General features: G+C 68.7%; 14 protein-coding genes. 8 read left to right on the top strand and 6 right to left on the bottom strand.

What is annotated here, in order from left to right; genetic code table 11:
• Window positions 1–351: 351 nt before the first annotated feature.
• From DCN14_RS06060 to ilvD, 4 genes are all read left to right on the top strand, one after another.
• On the top strand, window positions 352–1,977 hold the full coding sequence (locus DCN14_RS06060) for an APC family permease (protein ID WP_096499106.1): 1,626 nt from the start codon (window positions 352–354) through the stop codon (window positions 1,975–1,977).
• Between the two features lie 70 nt (window positions 1,978–2,047).
• Window positions 2,048–3,640 carry an aldehyde dehydrogenase (NADP(+)) gene (locus tag DCN14_RS06055; protein WP_096499108.1) on the top strand — a complete coding sequence of 531 codons (1,593 nt, stop codon included), beginning with the start codon at window positions 2,048–2,050 and terminating at the stop codon, window positions 3,638–3,640.
• The gene (locus DCN14_RS06050; RefSeq protein ID WP_096499110.1) at window positions 3,633–4,655 is read left to right on the top strand and encodes an Ldh family oxidoreductase; all 1,023 of its coding nucleotides are present in this window, start codon (window positions 3,633–3,635) and stop codon (window positions 4,653–4,655) included. Before DCN14_RS06055 ends, DCN14_RS06050 begins: the two co-directional genes overlap by 8 nt.
• 284 nt (window positions 4,656–4,939) lie before the next feature.
• Window positions 4,940–6,799 (top strand): dihydroxy-acid dehydratase, encoded by a 1,860-nt coding sequence (ilvD, locus tag DCN14_RS06045; protein ID WP_096499112.1) that lies wholly within the window; start codon window positions 4,940–4,942, stop codon window positions 6,797–6,799.
• Window positions 6,800–6,908: 109 nt separating this feature from the next.
• Here ilvD and DCN14_RS06040 read toward each other — a convergent pair whose 3' ends face one another.
• Together DCN14_RS06040 and DCN14_RS06035 are read right to left on the bottom strand one after the other, a co-directional pair.
• Window positions 6,909–7,670, bottom strand: coding sequence for an SH3 domain-containing protein (locus tag DCN14_RS06040; RefSeq protein ID WP_096499114.1), 762 nt, complete (start codon window positions 7,668–7,670; stop codon window positions 6,909–6,911).
• A gap of 33 nt (window positions 7,671–7,703) precedes the next feature.
• Window positions 7,704–8,141: a hypothetical protein gene (locus DCN14_RS06035; RefSeq protein ID WP_096499116.1), complete on the bottom strand. Its 438-nt coding sequence runs from the start codon at window positions 8,139–8,141 to the stop codon at window positions 7,704–7,706.
• Window positions 8,142–8,446: 305 nt separating this feature from the next.
• On the opposite strand from DCN14_RS06035, the gene DCN14_RS06025 reads away from it, so the two are divergent.
• The gene (locus tag DCN14_RS06025; protein ID WP_096499118.1) at window positions 8,447–10,009 is read left to right on the top strand and encodes a sigma-70 family RNA polymerase sigma factor; all 1,563 of its coding nucleotides are present in this window, start codon (window positions 8,447–8,449) and stop codon (window positions 10,007–10,009) included.
• A gap of 209 nt (window positions 10,010–10,218) precedes the next feature.
• Entirely contained in the window at window positions 10,219–11,097 is an 879-nt protein-coding gene (locus tag DCN14_RS06020) for a helix-hairpin-helix domain-containing protein (RefSeq protein ID WP_096499120.1), read from the top strand.
• 61 nt (window positions 11,098–11,158) lie between these two features.
• Here the strand turns inward: DCN14_RS06020 and DCN14_RS06015 are convergent, their stop codons facing one another.
• Window positions 11,159–11,584 carry a helix-turn-helix domain-containing protein gene (locus DCN14_RS06015; protein ID WP_096499122.1) on the bottom strand — a complete coding sequence of 142 codons (426 nt, stop codon included), beginning with the start codon at window positions 11,582–11,584 and terminating at the stop codon, window positions 11,159–11,161.
• Between the two features lie 140 nt (window positions 11,585–11,724).
• Here DCN14_RS06015 and DCN14_RS06010 point away from each other — a divergent pair, with 140 nt between their 5' ends.
• Window positions 11,725–12,222: a DUF2938 domain-containing protein gene (locus tag DCN14_RS06010; protein ID WP_096499124.1), complete on the top strand. Its 498-nt coding sequence runs from the start codon at window positions 11,725–11,727 to the stop codon at window positions 12,220–12,222.
• Between the two features lie 87 nt (window positions 12,223–12,309).
• Here the strand turns inward: DCN14_RS06010 and DCN14_RS06005 are convergent, their stop codons facing one another.
• Complete coding sequence (locus DCN14_RS06005; protein ID WP_096499126.1) at window positions 12,310–13,383, bottom strand: tetratricopeptide repeat protein; 1,074 nt, start codon at window positions 13,381–13,383, stop codon at window positions 12,310–12,312.
• A 56-nt stretch (window positions 13,384–13,439) separates the two neighbouring features.
• Window positions 13,440–13,880, bottom strand: coding sequence for a MarR family transcriptional regulator (locus tag DCN14_RS06000; RefSeq protein ID WP_096499128.1), 441 nt, complete (start codon window positions 13,878–13,880; stop codon window positions 13,440–13,442).
• A 189-nt stretch (window positions 13,881–14,069) separates the two neighbouring features.
• Here DCN14_RS06000 and DCN14_RS05995 point away from each other — a divergent pair, with 189 nt between their 5' ends.
• Window positions 14,070–15,551 carry a DHA2 family efflux MFS transporter permease subunit gene (locus DCN14_RS05995; protein WP_096499339.1) on the top strand — a complete coding sequence of 494 codons (1,482 nt, stop codon included), beginning with the start codon at window positions 14,070–14,072 and terminating at the stop codon, window positions 15,549–15,551.
• Window positions 15,552–15,604: 53 nt separating this feature from the next.
• On the opposite strand, the gene DCN14_RS05990 is transcribed toward DCN14_RS05995, so the two are convergent.
• Window positions 15,605–17,119, bottom strand: a complete 1,515-nt coding sequence (locus DCN14_RS05990; protein ID WP_096499130.1) for an acetyl-CoA hydrolase/transferase family protein — start codon at window positions 17,117–17,119, stop codon at window positions 15,605–15,607.
• Window positions 17,120–17,764 lie beyond the last annotated feature (645 nt).

Here is a 17,764-nt window from a genome sequence, read left to right as displayed (position 1 = left end):
CGGACCGGAGTTTTCCCCGTCATCAGCAACGGGGCTGCACCGGGCTCTTCCATCGCTTGCGACACCACGCACCGCGCCGAAAAGAACCGGGCGAACCGCTGACCGCGCCGATCGCGCGGGTCGATTCTTCCGGCGGCGCAGCGGCTTCCCCCGTCGCGCCGTCACTTCCGGTCCGGCATGGCCCGTACGGGCCCGCTCGCTGCGTCACCGCCTCCGGCGGCGCATGAACGGCCCCGCGGCCCGCACCGGTCGCACGCCGACCGGCAGGTGTGCGCCGCTGCTCCGTGAGAGCGCGGCGCAACCGCACCTGCCCCGACGCACCTGCCCCGACATTACCCAGGAGACAAACCCATGCCAGGCCAAGGCAACACATCCTCGTCCGTTCCGATTTCCGGTCCAGCGTCCGCCGACGCGGGTCACGGCAAGTTCAAGAAGCAGTTGTCGCTGACCGACCTGACGTTCATCGGCCTCGGCGCGATTTTCGGTTCGGGCTGGCTGTTCGCCGCGAGTCACGTGTCGACGATCGCCGGCCCGGCCGGCATCTTCTCGTGGCTGCTCGGCGGCTTCTCGGTGCTGCTGCTCGGCATCGTCTACTGCGAACTCGGCGCCGCGCTGCCGCGCGCGGGCGGCGTGGTTCGCTACCCGGTGTTCTCGCACGGCCCGCTGCTCGGCTACCTGATGGGTTTCATCACGCTGATCGCGTTCTCGAGCCTGATCGCGATCGAAGTGGTCGCCGCGCGCCAGTACGCGGCCGCATGGTTTCCGAGCCTGACCCAGGCGGGCTCGAGCGATCCGACCACGCTCGGCTGGCTCCTGCAGGCCGGGCTGCTCTGCTTCTTCTTTTACCTGAACTATTCGAGCGTGAAGACGTTCGCGAAGGCGAACAACATCATCAGCGTCTTCAAGTTCATCGTGCCGCTGTCGGTGATCGCGGTACTGTTCACGTTCTTCAAGCCCGCCAACCTGACCGTGCACGGCTTCGCGCCGTTCGGCATGCCGGGCATCGAGATGGCCGTGTCGGCCGGCGGCATCATCTTCGCGTACCTCGGCCTCACGCCGATCGTGTCGGTCGCGAGCGAAGTGCGCAATCCGCAGCGCACGATCCCGATCGCGCTGATCCTGTCGATCCTGCTGTCGACGCTGATCTACGTGCTGCTGCAGCTCGCGTTCATCGGCAGCATTCCCACCGACATGCTCGCCGCCGGCTGGCACGACGTGAGCAAGGCATTCTCGCTGCCGTACCGCGACATCGCGCTCGCGCTCGGCGTGGGCTGGCTCGCGGTGATGGTCGTCGCCGACGCGATGATCTCGCCGAGCGGCTGCGGCAACATCTACATGAACGCGACGCCGCGCGTCGTCTACGGCTGGGCGAAGACGGGCACGTTCTTCAAGATGTTCACGCGCGTCGACGAAGCGTCGGGCATCCCGCGCGCGGGCCTCTGGCTCACGTTCGGTCTCGCGATCTTCTGGACGATGCCGTTCCCGTCGTGGGAAGCGCTGATCAACATCGTGTCGGCCGCGCTCGTGCTGAGCTACGCGGTCGCGCCCGTGTCGGTCGCCGCGCTGCGCCGCACCGCCCCCGACCTGCCGCGGCCGTTCCGCGCGGTCGCGTTCGGCATCACCGGCCCCGCATCGTTCGCGATCGCCGCGCTGATCGTCTACTGGTCGGGCTGGAGCACGGTGTCCTGGCTGCTCGGCCTGCAGATCGTGATGTTCGTGATCTATCTCGCGTGCCGCCGCTGGGTGCCGACCGCGCACCTGAGCCTCGCCGAGCAGGTGCGCTCGTCGGCATGGCTGATCGCGTTCTACGCCGCAATGATCGTGCTGTCGTACTTCGGCGGCTTCGGCGGCACCGGCCAGCTCGCGCATCCGTACGACACGGTCGTCGTCGCGGCCGTCGCGCTCGTCATCTACTACTGGGGCGCCAACACCGGCATCCGTTCCGACAAGCTCCAGCTCGAAGACGACGAAGGCTGACGCCCCCGCGTCCCCCTTTTCACTCCGGCCGGGCCCATCACGCCCGGCCCCGCATTTTCCGAGGAAAACCATGCAACTCACAGGTCAGCTCCTGATCGGCCAGTCGGCCGTCGCCGGACAGAACGGCACCCTCCACGCGATCGCCGCCGCCACCGGCGACACGCTCGAACCCGCGTTCGGCGGCGCGAGCCTGCAAGACCTGGAGACGGCCTGCGCGCTCGCCGACGACGCATTCGACACGTACCGCGAAACGCGCCCCGAGCAACGCGCGGCGTTTCTCGACGCGATCGGCCGCAACATCATGGCGCTCGGCGACGACCTGATCGAGCGCTGCGTCACCGAAACGGGCCTGCCGCGCGCACGCGTCGAAGGCGAACGCGGCCGCACGGTCGGCCAGCTCGCGCTGTTCGCATCGCTCGTGCGCGACGGCGGTTACGTCGATGCGCGCATCGACCCGGCCCGCCCGGACCGCAAGCCGCTGCCGCGCGTCGACCTGCGCCTGCGCAACGTCGCGATCGGGCCGGTCGCCGTGTTCGGCGCATCGAACTTCCCGCTCGCGTTCTCGGTCGCCGGCGGCGATACCGCATCGGCACTCGCGGCCGGCTGCCCGGTGATCGTCAAGGCGCACTCCGCGCATCCGGGCACGTCCGAACTCGTCGGCCGCGCGATCCAGCAAGCCGTGCGCGAATGCGGTCTGCCGGCGGGCGTGTTCTCGCTGCTGTTCGATGCGTCGCGCGAAATCGGCCAGGCGCTCGTCGCCGATCCGCGCATCAAGGCCGTCGGCTTCACCGGCTCGCGCCGTGGCGGCGTCGCGCTGATGAACATCGCGGCCGCGCGCCACGAGCCGATTCCGGTTTATGCGGAAATGAGCTCGATCAACCCGGTGCTGCTGTTCCCGGCCGCACTCGACGCGCGTCACGACGCGATCGCAGCGCAGTTCGTCGCGTCGCTCGCACTCGGCGCCGGCCAGTTCTGCACGAACCCGGGCCTCGTGCTCGCGATCGACGGCCCCGCGCTGCGCGCCTTCGAAGCCGCGGCGGCCACCGCCGTGCAGGCGAGCGCCGCGCAGACGATGCTGACGCCGCACATCCACGCGAGCTATGCGCAAGGCGTTGCCGCGCTGCGCAATCACGCAGCCGTGGAGTCGCTGGCCGAAGGCGTCGAAGGCGGCCGCTATCAGGCGCGCGCGGCGCTGTTCGCCACCTCCGCGGACGCGTTCATCGCCCACCCCGAACTGCGTGACGAAGTATTCGGCCCCGCCTCGCTGATCGTCCGCTGCCCGGATGCCGACACGCTGCATCGCGTGCTGAAATCGCTCGAAGGCCAGTTGACGATCGCCGCCCATCTCGCCGACGGCGATGCCGCGCTGTTCGCCGCGCTGCGCCCGACGCTGGAGCGCAAGGCCGGCCGCATTCTCGTCAACGGCTTCGGCACGGGTGTCGAGGTCGGTCACGCGATGGTGCACGGCGGCCCGTTCCCGGCCACGTCCGACACGCGCACGACGTCGGTCGGCGCACGCGCGATCGAGCGTTTCCTGCGGCCGGTGTCATACCAGGACGTGCCGGACGCCCTACTGCCCGACGCGATCCGCAACGGCAATCCGCTGAACGTGCCGCAACGCATCGACGGCGTGCCCGCGCCGCGGGAAGCGCGCGATGTCTGAGCCGCTCGCCGAAGTCGTCCTGTCGCTCGATGAGGTGCATGCACTCGCGCTGCGGGTGCTGACGCACAACGGGATGTCCGATGCGCATGCGCAGGCGATCGCCAACGTGATCACGCAGGGCCAGCGCGACGAGTGCCACTCGCACGGCGTGTACCGGCTGCTCGTGTGCGTGCGCTCGCTGAAGAAAGGCAAGGTCGATCCGCAGGCGGTGCCGACGCTGCGCCGGCTGTCGTCGTCGATCGTCGCGGTCGACGCGCATCGCGGCTTCTCGCTGCTGAGCTTCGAAACCGGCCTGCCGGTGCTCGTCGAGATGGCGAAGCAGCACGGGATCGCCGCGATGGCGATCAACCACTGCTACCACTTCTCGGCGCTGTGGCCCGAGGTCGAAGCGATCGCCGCCGAAGGGCTGGTCGGCATCGCGATGAACCCGAGCCATAGCTGGGTCGCGCCGGAAGGCGGCCGCGAGCCGGTGTTCGGCACCAACCCGATCGCGTTCGCCTGGCCGCGCCCGGACGGCGTGCCGTTCGTGTTCGACTTCGCGACGAGCGCGATCGCCCGCGGCGACATCGAGTTGCACGCGAAGCAAGGCAAGGCGATCCCGCCGCACTGGGCGATCGACGCCGACGGCCAGCCGACCACCGATCCGAAGGCCGCGCTGCAGGGCGCGATGCGCACGTTCGGCGGTCACAAGGGTTCGGCGCTCGCGGCGATGGTCGAGCTGCTCGGCGGCGCGCTGATCGGCGACATGACGAGCCGGGAGTCGATGGACTTCGACGAAGGCGTCGGCGCGACGCCGTGCCACGGCGAACTCGTGATCGCATTCGACCCGACGGTATTCCTCGGCGACGATCTCGACGCGGGCCTCGCGCGCGGCGAGCGGATGTTCGGCGCGATCACCGGGCAAGGCGCGCGGCTGCCGTCGCAACGGCGCTTCGACGCCCGCGCGCGCAGCGTCGCGAACGGCGTGCGGATTCCGCAGGCGCTGTACGACGAAATCCTGACGCTGCTCGACTGACGCGCGAGCGGCAGCGGCGGCCATTGCCGGCGGAACGGCGGTGCGGCCGCCGCCCGCCGTTCCGTACGGCGATGCCTGCGCCCCGCCCATGCCCCGCTCACGTCCCGCCTGCGCGCCGCCTACCCGGCGCATGGCCCGCCCCGTGAGCGCCACTGCCCCATCGGCTGTGGGATAATCGCCGAGTTTGCCCTGGGCGCAGCTCAAGAGGTTGTTCGCACGGGCGCGAGAGAGGCCTTTATTCCCGTGCCTCCACCCTTTTCCGCGATATTTCTTCAGCCATCACCATGCCCACATACCGTTCCAAAACCTCCACCGCCGGCCGCAACATGGCAGGTGCGCGCTCGCTGTGGCGCGCCACCGGCATGAAAGACGACGATTTCTCGAAGCCGATCATCGCGGTCGTCAACTCGTTCACACAATTCGTGCCGGGGCACGTGCACCTGAAGGATCTCGGCCAGCTCGTCGCGCGCGAAATCGAAGCCGCGGGCGGCGTCGCGAAGGAATTCAACACGATCGCCGTCGACGACGGCATCGCGATGGGCCATGACGGCATGCTCTATTCGCTGCCGAGCCGCGACATCATCGCCGACTCGGTCGAATACATGGTGAACGCGCACTGCGCGGACGCGATGGTCTGCATCTCGAACTGCGACAAGATCACCCCGGGGATGCTGATGGCCGCGATGCGCCTGAACATCCCGGTGATCTTCGTGTCGGGCGGCCCGATGGAAGCCGGCAAGACGCGCCTCGCGAACCCGGTGACCAAGACCGTCGAACTGAAGAAGCTCGACCTCGTCGACGCGATGGTGATCGCCGCCGACCAGTCGTATTCGGATGCGGACGTCGCCGAAGTCGAACGCTCGGCCTGCCCGACCTGCGGTTCGTGCTCGGGCATGTTCACCGCGAACTCGATGAACTGCCTGACCGAAGCGCTCGGCCTGTCGCTGCCCGGCAACGGCACGGTCGTCGCGACGCACGCCGATCGCGAGCAGCTGTTCAAGCGCGCCGGCCGCCGCATCGTCGAACTCACGCGCCAGCACTACGAGCAGGACGACATGCGCGCGCTGCCGCGCTCGGTCGGCTTCAAGGCGTTCGAAAACGCGATGACGCTCGACATCGCGATGGGCGGTTCGACCAACACCATCCTGCACCTGCTGGCAATCGCGCAGGAAGCCGGCATCGACTTCACGATGAAGGATATCGATCGCCTGTCGCGCACCGTGCCGCAGCTGTGCAAGGTCGCGCCGAACACGAACAAGTACCACATCGAAGACGTGCACCGCGCCGGCGGCATCATGGCGATCCTCGGCGAGCTCGAGCGCGCCGGCAAGCTGCACACCGACGTGCCGACCGTGCACGCGCCGACGCTGAAGGATGCGCTCGACCAGTGGGACATCGTCCGCACGCAGGACGAAGCGGTCCGCACGTTCTACCTCGCCGGCCCGGCCGGGATTCCGACGCAGGTCGCGTTCAGCCAGAACACGCGCTGGCCGAGCCTCGACGTCGATCGCGCCGAAGGCTGCATCCGCTCGTACGAGCATGCGTTCTCGAAGGAAGGCGGCCTCGCCGTGCTGACCGGCAACATCGCGCTCGACGGCTGCGTGGTGAAGACGGCCGGCGTCGACGAGAGCATCCACGTGTTCGAGGGCTCGGCCCACGTGACCGAGTCGCAGGACGAAGCCGTCGAGAACATCCTGAACGACAAGGTCAAGGCCGGCGACATCGTGATCGTGCGCTACGAAGGCCCCAAGGGCGGCCCGGGCATGCAGGAAATGCTGTACCCGACGAGCTACATCAAGTCGAAGGGTCTCGGCAAGGCGTGCGCGCTGCTGACGGACGGCCGCTTCTCGGGCGGTACGTCGGGCCTGTCGATCGGCCACTGCTCGCCGGAAGCGGCAGCGGGCGGCGCGATCGGCCTCGTGCGCGACGGCGACAAGATCCGCATCGACATCCCGAATCGCACGATCGACGTGCTGGTGTCGGACGAGGAACTCGCGCGCCGCCGCGAAGAGCAGAACGCGAAGGGCTGGAAGCCGGCGCAACCGCGCCCGCGCAAGGTGTCCGCGGCGCTGAAGGCCTATGCGAAGCTCGTGATGTCGGCCGACAAGGGCGCCGTGCGCGACTTGTCGCTGCTCGACGACTGATGCAAGACGGCGGGCGTGCGAACGGCCCGCCCGCCTGATCAGGACGCCGCTCCCCGGAGCGGCTTTTTTTCGTCCGGCGCCGGCGGGGCCGCGGCACCGGCGGCGTCAGTCAATGGCGGAATTCATCGTGGCCACCACCGCCTCCTCCACCGCCACCGTGGTTTCCGCCGCCGTTTCCGCCGCCTTGCGGGCGTGCATAACCGCCGCCGCCCTGATGCCCCTGCGGCACCATCATCCGCGGCCCGCCACTCGGCGCAGCCGGCGGCGGGCTCGGCGCATGCGCATTGCCGGGGGCACCCGGCATCGGCATCGGCGCCGGCGCGCGGTTCGGGCCGTTCCAGCCGCCGCGCGTGGCCGACGGCCGTGCATCATGCTGCGCACCGCCCGGCGCGTGCAGGATCGGGCCGCCCGGCTGCGGGCGCCCCTGTGCCGGCGGCCTCCCACCCGGGCCAACCCGCGGCTCGGGGCGATGCTCCCAGCGATCGCGGTCGTGGAACCACGGCCGGTTCCGGTAGTAGCGATCCCAGTACGCGCCGATCGCGAACCCGGTGATCGGCACGCCGATGATCGCGCCGTACTGAAGCAACGGCACGTAGTTGCCCTGGTACGGGTAGTCGAGCTGCTCCGCGTCGATCCAGCCGCGCACGCCCGGCAGCGCGACATCGCACCACGAGTAGTCGTTCAGGCAGCCGAACACGTCCAGCGCGGTGCCGGGCGGGATCTGTGCGACGACCGGGTAATCGGGCGCGGGCCCGGCATACAGTTCGGCCGCCGAGTTCGTGTAGGCGCTGCTCTGTGCGTCGGCGATGCCCGGTATGGCCGCGATGCCGAAGAGAACGGCGCACAGACTTCGAATGATGGTATTGCTCATGATGCTCTCCCGCGCGGTGCCGCCGCGCGCCGGTCAGTGTCGATGGCCACCGCCCCAATGTCCGCCCCCCCAGTGGCCGCCGCCCCACGGGCGGCGCCAGTATCCGCCCCGGTATCCGCCGCCCCAGTGCCCCCAGAAGCCGAGGCCGATCGTGACGGGCGGGCCGTACCAGCCCGGGTAATACGCGGGATAGTAGGCCGGGTACGGCACGTAGGCCGGCGCGGCATAGGCCGGGGCCTGCGCATAGTCATCCGCCGGCGGCGGAGCGGCCGGCACTGTTGGCGCAGCAGGCGCCGACGAGACGGACGGCGCCGGGCTCGCCGGCGCAACCGGCAATGCCCGCTGCGTCACCGTGGCAGGCACGGGTGCGTAATACGGCCCATAACCATACGGCCCCGTGTAATAGCAGCCGCTCAGCGTCAGCATGGCCAGTGCCATGGCGATCGGCCTCGCGGCAGTGATAGCGTTCATGTATTGCTCCGCAGGAATCCTTGCGCCGCCGCATGGCGCGCGCCTGCCTCTAGCTTACGTCCCCTGCATATTTCCGCGGGTATGATCGGTTACTTTTTGTTTCCCGCACCGAACGACGGTTCCGGCCGCCGCGGGCACGCCGCGTGCTCTCGCGTCTGCCGCGCCGACGTTGAAGTTCGCGCGAATGCCCTCAACTTGAACCTAGTCAGACTTCCGGCGCGGACGGGCGTTCGCGGGCACCGGCAGCCTGAAACCCGCGGACTTCGGCCCGCCCAGACAGGAACGCGGCTCGCGCCGCCATCGACATGACTACGCCACGCCCCACACTCCGGGCGGACACGCCCCTCGATCCGATCATCCAGTTGCTGGCCCTTGCCGGCGAGCAGGGTTATCTGACGCACGCCGATCTCGTCGACGCGCTGCCGCCCGAAAGCGACAGCCCCGACGCGCTGGACGTCGTGCGCGCCGCGCTGGCGGACATCGGCATTGCCGTGCTCGACGAGCCGGCCGCGCCGGTGCCGTTCGCGGGCGCGGCGCCGGTCGACGTCGATCGCGACGCGCTCGACGAGGGCCGCGCGCTGCTCGGCGAGCTCGCCCGCGGCACGAGCGCGTCGACCGATCCGCTCGCGCTCTACATGCGGCGCATCCATGCGGTGCCGCTGCTCAAGCGCGAAGACGAAATCGTGCTCGCGCGCGAAATCGAAACAGGCCGCCATCAGATCCTGCATGCGCTCGCCGGTTGTCCGGCGGCGGTCGACGTGCTGCTCGCGCGCCACGGCGCAACGGGCGCAACCGGCGCGGCCGACGACGAAGGCGATGACGTCAAGGACGCCAAGGACGCCGACACGCCCGCCCCCGCGCGCAACGACACGCTGCTCGACGCGGTCGCGGCCGTGCGCGGCGCATTGCATGCGCAAGGCTGCCGCTCGACCGAATACCGCGACGCGCGCAACCGGCTCGCCGCGTTGCTCGATACGCTGGCATGGGTTGCACCGGCCGTCGACGACGCGAGCCGCGTCGTGCGTACGCTCGCGTCCACGCCGGCCGATGCGCCGGACACGCCCGCCGGCAGCGACACCGCCTGCTTCGACTCGGTCGCGCGGCGGGCACTCGGCGCCGCGCTGAGCGACGGTCAGCAGAAAGTGCGCGACGGCACCCGCGCGATGCTGGAAGCGAACCTGCGGCTCGTGCTGTCGATCGCGCGCAAGTACATGAACCGCGGCATCGAACTGCCGGACCTCGTGCAGGACGGCTGCCTCGGGTTGATGCGTGCGATCGAGAAGTTCGAATACCGGCGCGGCTTCAAGTTTTCGACCTACGCGACCTGGTGGATCCGGCAGGCGGTCGCGCGCGCGGTCGCCGACCGCTCGCGCACGATCCGCGTGCCCGTGCACGTCGGCGACCAGTACCAGCGCGTGCAGCGGCATGCATTGCGTTTCCGCCAGCGCACGGGCCGTCGCGCGACGCCGGCCGAGCTCGCCGCCGAAACCGGAATGGCCGAGGACAAGCTGCGCGCCGTGCTCGCGCTGCCGGCGGAGCCGCTGTCGCTCGACACGCCGATGCCCGACACGGACACCGGCCTCGTCGACCTGATCGAGGACCAGGCTTCGGCGAGTCCGTTCGAGCGGCTGGCGAACACGCGCATGCACGAATGCGTGACGTCGCTGCTGCGCTCCGTCACGCCGGCCGAGGCCGACGTGCTGCGCCGGCGGTTCGGTCTCGGCGGCGCCGAGCCCGACACCTACGACGCGATCGCGCAGGACGCGGGGATGTCGCGCGAACGCGTGCGGCAGATCGAGAAACGCGCGCTCGCGACGCTGCGCACGGCCGCCGAGGCCGAAGGCGCGCACGCGTTCCTCGACGCGTAACCGGTTGCGGCGCGCGGCCGCGCGTTGGTGCCCACCCCGGCACGAACGCGACAGTGCCGCGCGCGATCCGGTTCCGCCCGCGCAACGTTTGCCATTGATGTGCATCAAGTTTTGTTCGTCGCTTGCCGCGACAATGTGCTGAAATGCAAGACAGACCGTCGCATGACGCGCCGCGTCCATTCCGTTTGCGCTTTCCGGGGCCCCTCTCCATGCAGACGAGCGTCAGCGAGACGAACGAGGAAAACCGGCAGATCGCGGCATGCCTGCGCGAAGCCGCGCAGCTGCTTGCCGACCAGGGCGCCAATCCCTATCGGGTTGCCGCATACCGCGCGTCGGCCGACACGATCGAGTCGCTCGACGACGGCCTGCGCACCCGCTTCGAAGCGGGCGGCGTCGATGCGCTCGGTGCGCTGCCGGAGACCGGCACGGGCGTCGCGCAAGCGATCGCCGAGCTATTGGTGACCGGGCGCTGGCGCCTGCTCGACCGGCTGCGCGGCGCAGCGGAACGCGCATCCGCCTTCGAAGCCGTGCCGGGCATCGGCCACGCGCTCGCGCTGCGAATACACGACCAGTTGCATATCGATACGCTCGAGGATCTCGAACGTGCGGCCCGCAGCGGCCAGCTCGAGGCGATCGCGGGCGTCGGCCCGCGCCGCGCGGCCGGCATCCGCGCCGCGCTCGACGACGTACTGACCCGGCGCCGCCGCTGGCAAGGCCACGCGCGCAACGCCGACCCCGGCACCGAACCGCCCGTCGAACTGCTGCTTTACATCGATCGCCTGTATCGCAACAAGGCCGCCGCCGGCATCCTGCCGACGCTCGTGCCCCGGCGCGTGAACGCGGACGTCAGCGTGTCGCCGCCGGTGATGCACCTGACGAAAGGCGGCTGGCATTTCACCGCGCTGTGCCCGTATCCCGCGCGCCCGCAGGACGCCGTTCGCACGGCGGACTGGGTCGCGCTCTACTTCTACGATGCGTTGCAATGCGAGCATCAGCGGACGATCGTCACCGAAACGCTCGGTACGCTCGTCGGCAAGCGCATCGTGCGCGGACGCGAGATGGAATGCCGCATGTATTACGCGGGATGACGCGCGCGGCGCACTCGCCGGGTGCGGCGGACCGTTGCGCAATGCTGCCCGGCCAGGCCGCCTACGCCCCCTCCGCCTTTGCACGGCGCGCCGGATGACGATGCGCGGCGATACGCAGCAGCTTGCGAAACGACGGGCACTCGAGATGGCTCGGCGCCGGGCAGACGGCCGCATGCCGCAACGCGTCGCGCACCGCACCGAGACGGCGGATCGTGCGATCGAGCTCGTCGGCCTTGTCGTCGAGCTTCGCGCGATCGATCGCGGGCCGGCCGTCCTCGCCGAACATCGCGAGAATGTCGTCCAGCGAAAAACCGGCCTCGCGGCCGAGCGCGATCAGCGCGAGGCGCTCCAGCACCGACTCGTCGTATTGGCGTCGCAGCCCGTGACGCCCCATCGGCACGATCAAGCCCTTTTCCTCGTAGTAACGCAGCGTCGACGCGGGCAATCCCGAGCGGCGCGCGACATCGGCGATGTCCAGACGACTCATGCTTGACCTCAAGTGAACTTGAAGTTGCAAGATAGTCGCTCGCATCCTTCAACACAAGCCCGGACCGCCATGACACCGCCGAAACCGCCCCGCCGCCCGTTGCGCCACGCAGCCGCCGCCCTTCCCTGCAAAGGCGCGCGATGACGTCGCCCGACCTCCTGCTGCGCATCCTGCTGATCGGCGCAGGCGCGACGCTCCTGATGGATTTGTGGACGCTGTTCCGGCGCAGGATGTTCGGGATTCCGTCGCTCGATTACGCGCTGGTCGGCCGCTGGCTCGGCCACATGATGCGCGGCCGGTTCCGGCACGCGTCGATCGCCGCCGCGACGCCCGTGCCGGGCGAACGGGCGTTCGGCTGGGTCGCGCATTACGCGATCGGAGCCGCGTTCGCGATGCTGCCCGTCGCGATCGCCGGCACGGAATGGGTCGGCACGCCGACGCCCGTGCCCGCGCTCGTCGCGGGCCTGGCCAGCGTCGCCGCGCCGTTCTTCGTGATGCAGCCGGCATTCGGCTTTGGCGTCGCCGCATCGCGCACGCCGCAGCCGGGCATCGCGCGCCGGCGCAGCATCGTCACGCATCTGGTGTTCGGCGCGGGGCTTTATCTGGCTGCGGTCGCGCTGTCCGCGCCGGGGTACTGACGGACCAGACCGAAAACGGTCGCGCGACCGCCGCCCGGCGGAGAAAGCGCGCTCCACGTCCATCGAAGCGGAGCGGCCGTCGAGACGTCACCCGCCATCGCTGCGTTGCGCCGTTTCCTCGTAATGATCGAGCGCGTCGAGCAGCTTGCCCGGCCGGCTCATTGCCGCCTTCAGCTTTGCGGCTTTCTCGATATCGGCCGGCGCCGTGAGTTTCGCGCCCTGATCGAGATACGCCTGCGCACGCGTATCGCCCGCCGCTGCGGCCAGACCGAACAGCGCATTCGCGGCAATCGGATCGTGGTCGACGCCGCCACCCGAGTAGTACCTCAGGCCAAGGCGAAACAGCGACGATGCGATGCCCTGCTCGGCAGCCAGCCGGTACCAGCTCACGGCTTCGACGTCGTCCTTGCGCACGCCCTGCCCGTTTTCATACATCAGGCCGAGATTGTTCTGCGCGTTCGCATTGCCCTGTTCCGCGGCACGCCGATACCAGTCGAATGCGTCGGTATCGCTCTGAGGCACCCCGTGCCCGACGTCGTACAGATAGCCGAGGCTGTTCTGCGCCTTCGGGTTGTCCTGCTCGGCCGCCCGTCGATACCATTTCGCGGCTTCCGCGTAATCCTGCGGCACGCCCTTGCCGTCGTCGTACATCATCCCGAGGAACAATTGCCCTTTGGCCGAGCCATGTTCGGCCGCAAGCCGGTAGAACCGCACCGCCTCCGCCAGATCCTGCGGCACGCCTCGCCCATCCTCGTACGCGCGGCCAAGATTGCCCCACGCGCTCGCGTTGTCCTGCGCGGCCGAGCGCCGATACCAGCCCACGGCCTCCGACGCGCTTTGCGGGACGCCGGTGCCGTCTTCGTAAAGCGTGCCGAGATTGTTCTGCGCGGACGAATCGCCGTGATCGGCCGCACGCCTGTACCACTTCGCGGCTTCGTCGACATTGCGCTCGACGCCGTTGCCGGTCTCGTACATCACGCCCACGTTGTATTCGCCGACCGGGTCGCCGAGCTTCGCCTTCGCCATCGCCTCGTCGAACGTCACGGGCGCATCGTCGTCCCGCGCGAGCCAGACGATGCCGATCCCGAGGATCAGGATCAGCGCGAGCGCGGTGAAAAGGACAATACGGGTCTTGCGGCCGATTCGTCGTGCCTGTGTCATCTCTCAGTGTTCTCTTTATTGTCGTTGCAAACGGTGCGTCCAGACGGACGCCCGCATCATTCGCCGCCGCTGTCGATCAGGTTGTGGCGCACGCGCCCGAGCAGGCGCACCAGCGTGTCGCGCTCGTCGGGGGTGAACCCGCGCAGCCCGTCGTCGGACACGGTATCGCCCACTTCCAGCATCTGCGGAAAGATCGCGCGCGACTTGTCGGTCAGCCGGATCACGAACGCGCGGCGATCGTCGTCGTTCGCGATCCGCTCGATCCAGCCGTAGCTTTCCATCCGGTCGAGCAGCCGCGTCAGCGAGATCGGCGTGATCTCGAGCCATTCCGCAAGCCGCGCCTGATTCATCTCGCCTTTCCACGTGAGATACGCGAGCACGCGGCTTTGCGCGCGCGTGAGCCCGAGGCGCTTCGCGCGCCGGTCGAACAGGCGTCCTTGCAAACGGGCCACGTCGGAAATCAGGTAGCCGATCCGGTTCTCGTAGGTCTTGTCCATCGGGCGATTATAGGGTCAAGCCGTTCATGGCCCGCGCGACACAGGTACGGCGATGAGCACGAATATAATAAGCGTGCTTATAATTCTGGTCATACCGGATCGCCGCCCACGGCGACCGCTCCACGGAGACACCGCTTGAATCCCCCCGCCGCCGACGCTGCCGCCTCGCCGCCCGCCCTCAATCGGCCGATGCTGACCCTGTCGATCATGCTCGCGACGCTGATCCAGACGCTCGACAGCACGATCGCGAACGTCGCGCTGCCGCACATGCAGGGCACGATGTCCGCGTCGCAGGACGAAATCACCTGGGTACTGACCTCGTACATCGTGGCCGCGGCGATCGCGACGCCGCTGACCGGCTGGCTGTCCGACCGGCTCAGCATGAAGCGGCTGCTGACGATCTCGATCGCCGGCTTCACGATCGCGTCCGCGCTGTGCGGGCTGTCCGAATCGCTCGTGCAGATCGTCGGCGCGCGGTTGCTGCAGGGCGTGTTCGGCGCCGCGCTGGTGCCGCTGTCGCAATCGATCCTGCTCGACATCAACCCGCGCGAGAAGCAGGGTCAGGCGATGGCGATCTGGGGGATGGGCGTGATGGTCGGCCCGATCCTCGGCCCGACGCTCGGCGGCTGGCTCACCGACAGCTACAACTGGCGCTGGGTGTTCTTCATCAACGTGCCGATCGGCGCGTTCGCGCTGGCCGGCGTGCTGACCTTCCTGCCCGCGCGCGCGCCGCGCCCGCACGTGAAATTCGACGCGTTCGGCTTCGCGACGCTCGCGCTCGCGATCGGTGCGTTCCAGGCGATGCTCGACCGCGGCGAACAGCTCGACTGGTTCGGCTCGTACGAGATCCGCATCGAAGCGCTCGTCGCGGCGCTCAGCTTCGCGTTCTTCCTCGTGCATACGGCGACCGTCGGCAAGGCGTCGTTCTTCAAGTCGGAATTGCTGCGCGACCCGAACTTCGCGACCGGCACGCTGTTCATCTTCGTCGTCGGCGCGGTGCTGTATGCGACGCGTGCGCTGTTGCCGCCGATGCTGCAGAACCTGATGGGCTATCCGGTCGCGACGACGGGCCTCGTCACCGCGCCGAGCGGCGCAGGCACGATGATCGCGATGCTGTTCGTCGGGCGATTATTGAAATACGTGGACGCGCGCGCGTTGCTGCTCGCCGGGCTGGCGATTTCCGCGCTCGCGCTATGGCAGATGATGCAGTACACGATCGTGCTGTCCGAGGCGGACATCGTGTGGCCCGGCGTGGTCCAGGGCTTCGGGCTGGGGCTGGTGTTCGTGCCGCTGAGCGCGCTGTCGTTCTCGACGCTGACGCCCGAGCTGCGTGCGGACGGCACCGCAACCTACAGCCTGATGCGCAACATCGGCAGCAGTATCGGCATCTCGATCGTGCAGACGCTGATGACGCGCAACACGCAGGTCGCGCACGCCGACCTCGCGACCCACATCACGCCGTTCAACCCGGCCGTGCAGGCGATGGCCGGCAGCCATCTGGACATCGCGCTGCTCGACCGCACGATCAACCAGCAGGCCGCGATGATCGCGTACCTGAACGACTTCAAGCTGATGTTCGTCGCGACGCTGCTGATGATCCCGCTGTTGCTGCTGATCCGCCCGCCGCAGAAAACGGCGAGCGTCGACGTCTCGCACGCGGCGATGGATTGACGGCACGCCGGGCGCACGCGTCGCGCGCCCGGTGTGTCGTGTCAAACCTCCCGTCAGGCCTTCATCGTGCCGGTGCGCACGTAGCGTTCGTGCCACGACAGCGCTTCGGCGAGCAGATGCGGCGTGTGCTTGCCGAAGCTCTCGCGCGACGCGCGCTCGAAGTAGTCCTCGAGCATCGGCCGGTAATCCGGATGCGCGCAGGTCGCGATGACCTTGCGCGCGCGCTGCTTCGGCGACAGGCCGCGCAGATCCGCGAGCCCCTGTTCGGTGACGACCACCGCGACATCGTGCTCGGTGTGATCGACGTGGCTCGCCATCGGCACGATCCGCGAGATCGCGCCGCCCTTCGCGGTACTGGCCGACATGAAGCACGACAGGTAGCCGTTGCGCGCGAAGTCGCCCGAGCCGCCGATGCCGTTCTGGATCTTCGTGCCCATCACGTGCGTCGAATTCACGTTGCCGTAGATGTCGGCTTCGATCATCCCGTTCATCGCGATGCAGCCGAGGCGGCGCACGAGTTCCGGATGGTTGCTGATCTCCTGCGGGCGCAGCAGGATCTTTTCGCGGAACGTCGCGATCTCGTCGGCGAAACGCTGCACGGCGGCCGGGCTCAGCGACAGCGCCGTGGCCGACGCGAAGCTCAGCGTGCCGTCGTCGAGCAGGTCGAGCATGCCGTCCTGGATCACCTCGGTGTAAGCGGTCAGGTTCGAGAAGCCGGCCGAGCTCAGTTCCGCGAGCACCGCGTTCGTGATGTTGCCGACGCCCGACTGCAGCGGCAGCAGGTTTTCCGGCAGGCGGCCGCGCTTCACTTCGTGGCGCAGGAAGTCGATCAGCTGATGCGCGATCTGCTTCGACGTGGCGTCCGGCGCGGAGAATGCGTTGCTGCGGTCCGGCGCATCGGTCTCGACGATCGCGACGATCTTGTCGGCCGGGCAGCGCAGGTACGGCTCGCCGATGCGGTCGTCGCTTTTCGTCAGCGGAATCGGCTTGCGGTGCGGCGGCAGCGCGGTGCCGTAGTAGACGTCGTGCATCCCGTCGAGGCCGAGCGGCTGGCGCGAGTTGACCTCGAGGATCACGTGCTTCGCCTGCTCGAGCCACGTCTTGTTGTTGCCGATCGACGCGGACGGAATCAGCAGCCCGTCCTCGCGGATGCCCGCGACTTCGACGATCGCGACGTCGAGCTCGCCGTACAGCCCGAACCATGCGTATTGCGCGACGTGGCTCAGGTGGACGTCCTGGTAGTCGACTTCGCCGCTGTTGATCTTGTCGCGCAGCGTCGGGTCGGACTGGTACGGCAGGCGCATCGAGATGCCGTTGGTGCGGGCGAGCGCGCCGTCGAGTTCCGGCGCGGTCGAGGCACCCGTCAGGACGTTGATCCGGAAGTCCTCGCCGCGCGCGTGCGCCGCGTCGATATGCGCGGCGAGCGCGGCCGGCACGGCCTTCGGATAGCCCGAGCCGGTGAAGCCGCTCATGGCGACGGTCATGCCGGGGCGGATCAGCGCGGCGGCTTCGTCGGCGGTGCGGACGAGCGAACGCAGGGCGGGAGCGAGGATGCGTGAAGAAGACATGGCTGGTTATCTGACGCTTTTGGTCTGTCGTTGACGTCGCGGGGGGTGTCTCCGGAGCGACGCGAAGCCCTTGGGGCCGCATGGAGCGGCCGGCACCACAGGCACGGTCGGAGTATCGCAGAGGGCATCGCCGCGAAATGTCCGCCGAATGCAAAAGATACTTGCCGAATGTATCGGGTATCGAACGGCCGTTCTGTGACAGGCGCGAACCCTCGACGCGCTGCGCTGCGCACGCAGCGAATGCACTCGAAAGGTGCACGAAAGCGAGCGGCGAATCGGTCGAACACTTATTGCGAACGGCTGACCGTCAATCCCCCGAAACCCGCGCGCATTGTCCGCGCGAACGACCGTAATGAATTTGCAAGAATCGACCCGCGATCGCCGCGGCCAATTGTCGCCTGCCACCGTTTTTTCCGGCCTGACCAATATCAAACCGTGCTCGCGCGCAACGCCCCCCTCCGCACACGCATGGAAGCGCCGTCGAGCCCGTGCGGCACGCCTGAGCGCCCTTGACGGTCGCGCCACGCACCGCACTGGATCAGGTATGGCCCGCCTGCCCGAACACCGTTTCGCGCCTCCGGTTCGCAACCGGCCGGTGTCTGGAATACGCGGTAACACTCCCGCATGTCAGGACATTGATCGAAT

The sequence above is a fragment of the Burkholderia sp. IDO3 genome, from assembly GCF_003366075.1.
GTDB lineage: Bacteria > Pseudomonadota > Gammaproteobacteria > Burkholderiales > Burkholderiaceae > Burkholderia > Burkholderia anthina.
This window is presented reverse-complemented; position numbering and strand designations above follow the sequence as displayed.